This window comes from Kitasatospora sp. NPDC058046 (assembly GCF_042885595.1).
In the GTDB taxonomy this organism is placed as follows: Bacteria; Actinomycetota; Actinomycetes; order Streptomycetales; family Streptomycetaceae; genus Kitasatospora.
In genome coordinates, this window is the sequence record NZ_JBHVRS010000062.1 from 1 (window position 1) to 5,158 (window position 5,158).

The 5,158-nt window shown below is 71.4% G+C and carries 3 protein-coding genes and 1 pseudogene; all 4 read right to left on the minus strand.

Features of this window, described 5'->3' with window-relative positions; genetic code table 11:
• Positions 1 to 50: 50 nt before the first annotated feature.
• Complete coding sequence (locus ACFVU7_RS45025; protein WP_074001503.1) at positions 51 to 692, minus strand: DUF742 domain-containing protein; 642 nt, start codon at positions 690 to 692, stop codon at positions 51 to 53.
• Positions 693 to 853: 161 nt separating this feature from the next.
• Positions 854 to 1,267: a roadblock/LC7 domain-containing protein gene (locus ACFVU7_RS45030; RefSeq protein ID WP_030248297.1), complete on the minus strand. Its 414-nt coding sequence runs from the start codon at positions 1,265 to 1,267 to the stop codon at positions 854 to 856.
• A 10-nt stretch (positions 1,268 to 1,277) separates the two neighbouring features.
• Positions 1,278 to 4,655: a nitrate- and nitrite sensing domain-containing protein gene (locus ACFVU7_RS45035; RefSeq protein WP_388052535.1), complete on the minus strand. Its 3,378-nt coding sequence runs from the start codon at positions 4,653 to 4,655 to the stop codon at positions 1,278 to 1,280.
• 401 nt (positions 4,656 to 5,056) lie between these two features.
• Positions 5,057 to 5,158 (minus strand): annotated as a pseudogene (locus ACFVU7_RS45040) (ATP-binding protein); the annotation flags it as partial.

Genomic DNA, 5,158 nt, shown 5'->3' on the forward strand with positions numbered 1-5,158 from the left:
CCGCGACGACGATCTTCGCGGAGGTGGTGGCGCGGGTGGGGGCGGCCGCGTTAGAGCTTGCGAAGTCCACTGAGGACCCTTTCGAGCAGCGTGACGTCGGGCTGGTTTCCGGTTTCGCCGCCGGAAGCGGGCTGGTGGATGGCGACCAGGCCGGCCTCGGCCAGGTCGGCCACGAGGATGCGGGCCACTCCCAGGGGAAGGGAGAGCAGCGCCGACACCTCCGCGACGGATTTGACCTCCGTGCACAGCGTGCAGATCCGCTGGTGCTCGGGGAGCAGGGTGGCCATGCGCTGCGGGTCGACGTCGGCGGAGACCAGGGCCTCCAGCGCGAGTTCGTAGCGCGGCCTGGTCCTGCCACCGGTCATCGCGAACGGGCGGATCAGCGGGCCGGAGTCGGGTTCGTCCTCGAACTCCTCGACGTGGCCGGGCTCCTGGGCGGGCAGGTAGCCGGGGTCCGGCTCGGGCGCCGGGGCCGGGTAGCCGGGCGCCGGGGCGCCGTACGAGGGCTGCCGGGCGTACTGGTCGTACTGGCCGTACTGCTCTTCGGGCCGGGGGTACGGCTGCCGGGGCTGTCCGTACTGGTGCCGGCCGTACTGCTGACCGTGGCCGACGCCGGGTGCTCCGAAGGCGTCATGGCCTGTGCCAGGGTACGGAACACCGTATTGGCCGCTGCGGTCGTCGGGCGGTGTCACGGTTCCTCTCCTCACAGGGTGCGGCGGTGCGGTGCGAGCTTCGGCGCAGGTCCGGAGCCGGTGGTGCGAAGGCCGTACAACGTCCGAACCCGAGCCCGCCGAAGCGGGCCCGGGAAGGACGCGGAGGTACTTCGAATACCTGGACGGTATCCGACGAACCGTCAGTGCAGGAGACTGCCCTGGAGTTCCGCGCGGAGTGCGGGGGTGAGGACGGCGCCGGCGCGGTCGACGAGCAGGGCCATCTCGTAGCCGACGAGGCCGATGTCGGAGTCCGGCGCGGCCAGGACGGCGAGTGCGGAGCCGTCGCTGACGGCCATCAGGAACAGGAAGCCCCGTTCCATCTCGACGACGGTCTGGTTGACCTCGCCGCCCTCGAAGATCCGGCTGGCGCCGGAGGTGAGGGAGGTGAGGCCGGAGGCGACGGCGGCGAGCTGGTCGGCGCGGTCCCGGGGGAAGCCCTCGGACATGCACAGCAGGAGGCCGTCCGCGGAGACCACCACGGTGTGGGACACCCCGGGGGTGTTGTCCACGAAATTGGTGATCAGCCAGTTCAGGTTCTGTGCGGCCTGGCTCATCTGAGTCAACTCAACGCTCCTGGTGGTTCGAGCCGCCGAAGAGATCGGTGCTCCGGTTCTGTCCGTTGCCGGACTGGTCTACCTGATCGGGGTCGATCCGGAAGCTTCCGGTGTTACCGGCGCTGCGGCCCTGCTCCACACCGCGGCGCAGGTTGGTGAGGCGGCCACGGACCTCCTCCGGGCTGCGGGAGACCTGCGGCCCGTCCTGCGGGGTGGACTTGGCGTTGCCGGGCACCAGGTTCTGCTTGGGCACGCGCCGCGGCAGACCGGCACCGGTGGTGCCGCTGGAGGAGGGCTCGCGCAGCTGCTCGGCCCGCTGCCAGTCGCCGTCGTTCGGCGACTGCCAGGCGGCGCGGGCGGTCGGGCCGGTCGGGCCGTAACCGCCGAGCGAGGACACGTCGTGGCCGCGCTGGGTCTCGGGCGCCGAGGTGTCCTTGGCGCCGGCGAACCAGTTCGGGCTGTCGCCGGACTGGCCGCCGCCGGCCGGCGCGGCGGGGAGGCCGCCGCCCGCCAGCTGCTCGCCGGGACGGCGCTGCGGCAGCCCGGACGGCAGGGTGGCGTGCGGCTCGGCGGCGGGCAGCGCGGGCGGCTCGGGGGCGTACGGGTGGCCGGCCGGGGAGTCCTGGGCCGGGCGGCCGTACTGGTCGTCGGCGTACCCGTCCTGCTGGTAGCCGCCCTGGTCGTAGCCGTACCGGTCGTCGGCGTACTGCCCGCCGGCCTGGCCCTGCTGCTGGTCGTAGCCCTGGGGGGCGTACTGGTCGTAGCCGTCCTGGGCGTACCCGTCCTGCTGGTACTCGTCCTGCTGGTAGCCGCCCTGGTCGTAGCCGTACCGGTCGTCGGCGTACTGCTCGCCGGCCTGGCCCTGCTGCTGCTCGTAGCCCTGCGGGGCGTACTGGTCGTAGCCCTGCTGGTAGTCCTCCTCGACCTCGGCGTCGACCACCGGCGCCTGCGGGGCGCTCTCCAGGGCCGCGCGGCGGACCTGGTCGAGGCGCTGCGAGCGCTGGACGGCCTCCAGGGCGGGGCTGAACCCGCTGGAGCCGGCGTTGCCGGTGCCGGTGAGGTGGTCGTCGAAGCCGAGCTCGGCCGCGCTGCGGGCGCGGGTGTCCGGCGCCCACTCGGCGGCCGGCTCCTGCTCGGCGAAGATCCGGGAGACGGTGAACTGCTCGTCCGGCTCCGGCGCCGCACCGGACTGGGTGACGAACGGCGGGAGCATGACCAGCGAGGTGGTGCCGGCGGACTCGCCGGACGGGCGGAGCTGGACGCGGATGTCGTGCCGCTGGGACAGCCGGCCGACCACGAACAGGCCCATGCGGCGGGAGATGGTGGCGTCCACCGTGGGCGGCTCGGCCAGCTTCTCGTTGATCTCCGCGAAGTCCTCGGCGGTGAGGCCGATGCCCTTGTCGTGGATCTCGACCAGCACGCGGCCGTCCGGCAGGCGGGTCGCGTTGACCAGCACCCGGGTCTGCGGGCTGGAGAACGAGGTGGCGTTCTCCAGCAGCTCGGCGAGCAGGTGGACGAGGTCGGTCACGGCGGCGCCGACGACGTCGACCTCCGGGATGCCGGAGAGCTCGACGCGCTCGTACTGCTCCACCTCGGACGCGGCGGCGCGGAGCACGTCGACCAGCGGGACCGGGGTGTTCCAGCGGCGGCCGGCTTCCTCGCCCGCGAGGACGAGGAGGTTCTCACCGTTGCGGCGCATACGGGTGGCCAGGTGGTCCAGCTTGAAGAGGTTCTCCAGCTGGTCCGGGTCGGCCTCGTTGTTCTCCAGGTCGGTGATCAGCGCCAGCTGGCGCTGGATCAGGCTCTGGCTGCGGCGCGACAGGTTGGTGAAGATCGCGTTGACGTTGCCTCGCAGCAGGGCCTGCTCGGCGGCGAGCGCCACGGCCTGCTGGTGGACCTGGTCGAACGCCCGGGCGACCTCGCCGATCTCGTCCTTGCCGTGCAGCGGGATCGGGGTCACCGAGGTGTCGACCCGGTCGGGGTCGGTCTTGGAGAGCTTCTCGACCAGGTCCGGCAGGCGGTGGTCGGCGATCTCCAGGGCGGCGCTGCGCAGGGTGCGCATGCCGAGGATCATCGAGCGGGCCACGTAACCGGTCAGCAGGCCGGCCAGGATGAGCGCCGCGACGACGATGACCGTGTTGAGGATGGCGTCGTAGAGCGCGTTGTCCTTCAGGTTGCGGGAGTCGGTGAGGACCTCGTCCAGCAGCGCGAGCTCGGTGTTCCGCAGGGCCTGGATGTGGGTGTCGGTGGCCTGGTTCCAGTTCTCCTGGGTCAGGCCGGCGTTCTTCGCCTCGGTGTACGCGGCGTCGGCGACCGCCTTGCCCTTCTGCTGGCCCTCCGCGGCGGCCTGGCTGTACGAGGCGCCGAGCTGGAGCAGGCCCTGCATGGTGGGCGGCGCGCCGTTGGGCATCTTGTACGCCGAGCGGTCCTGGGCCGCGGTCTGCGCGATCTGCGCGGCCGCGTACTTGGCGGCGTCCTCGGGGGCGCTGCCGGTGTTGAACTCGTTGATGGAGACCTGTTCCAGCTTCTCCGAGATCAGGATCTGCTGGATCACGTCCTGGTTCTCGTAGCGCGTGGTGACGTTCGCCGAGATGCCGACCAGCAGGTTGAGCATCAGCGCGCGCTGGGTCGACGCCGCGGCCTTGGCCAGCGACATCGCGTAGATCGCGCGGCCCTTGCTGGTGGCGTTGGCGGAGCCCAGGCCGACCGAGTTGTCGAAGGCCAGCAGCGGGTCGAGCATCACCGAGTACGCGTTGGCCGTGGCGCTGATGAACAGCTCCGGGTTGTACGCGTTGGCCCGCAGGTGCGGCAGGTCGACCACCAGGGTCTGGAAGGCCTCGTGACGCCGGGGGAGCTCACCGGACTTGTCGGAGGCCGCGTAGGCGGCGTTGTACGCCTTCAGCGCGGCGTCGGTGGCGCCGCGGCGCTTGGCCACCTCGTTGTTCGGGTCCTGCTTGGTGAGCAGGGGTATGAGCGTCTTGTCGCGCTCGTTCTCCAGCGCCTCGGCGAGTTCGGTCGCCGCCTTGGCCAGCTCCGCGGTCTTCTCGGCGCGGGAGGCCTTGATGAAGCCGTCGACCGAGGTGTTCACGCGCAGACCACCGAAGACGAGACTGATGGTCACGGGGATCAGCAGGATCGCGATCAGACGGGTCGGCACGCGCCAGTTGCGCGGGCGGAGGAAGTCGTACCGGCTCGATCCGCCGTCGCCCGACGAGCCGCCGCCGCGGGGTGTCGCGGCCGGGGGCTCGGGAGCCGGGACGGTGCTCTGGGAGCGTTCCTCGGTGGGAGCGAACGCGGAGAATCCGGCCGGGTCCCCCGGGGTACCGTTCGGCTCGCTCTGGCGGGGCTCGGAGCGCCGCTGCGGGGCGGGTTGCTGCTTACGCCTCACTCGACAACTACCTCTCGGCCGACTGCCGGCCATGGATCAATCCAGCGCTACCCCTGGGCCCTGAACCGCCGCCGTAGGGGCCGGCGCAGGAGAAACCAGGGGTAGCTGGAATTTCAGCACGTGCGGGGATGGGGGACAAACAGCCGCCGTCCGGCACCCGCCTCGGTACATTCTGGACATTCACCGACATGACGGAGCAAAACCGTGGTCACCTGGCGCTGAGTGACGCTGTTTCGCCACGCTGAGTCATTGTTGATCACAAAATGCCTACCGAACTGTTATCCGCTGCTTATACACGGGTCTTGCGCGCGGCCCCCGGAGGTCACCCGCGGGTAGGCACCGCGGTCCCGACGGCCCGTCGCGGGGGACGGACCGTCGGGGCCGTGCGGTTCCCCCCTCGCTCAGCGGAGCCGGGCGAGCAGGGCGTGTTCGACGAGGGTGATGAGGGCGCTCTTGGCGCTGTCGCGGCGGCGGGCGTCGAGGGTGATGACGGGGGTGTCGGC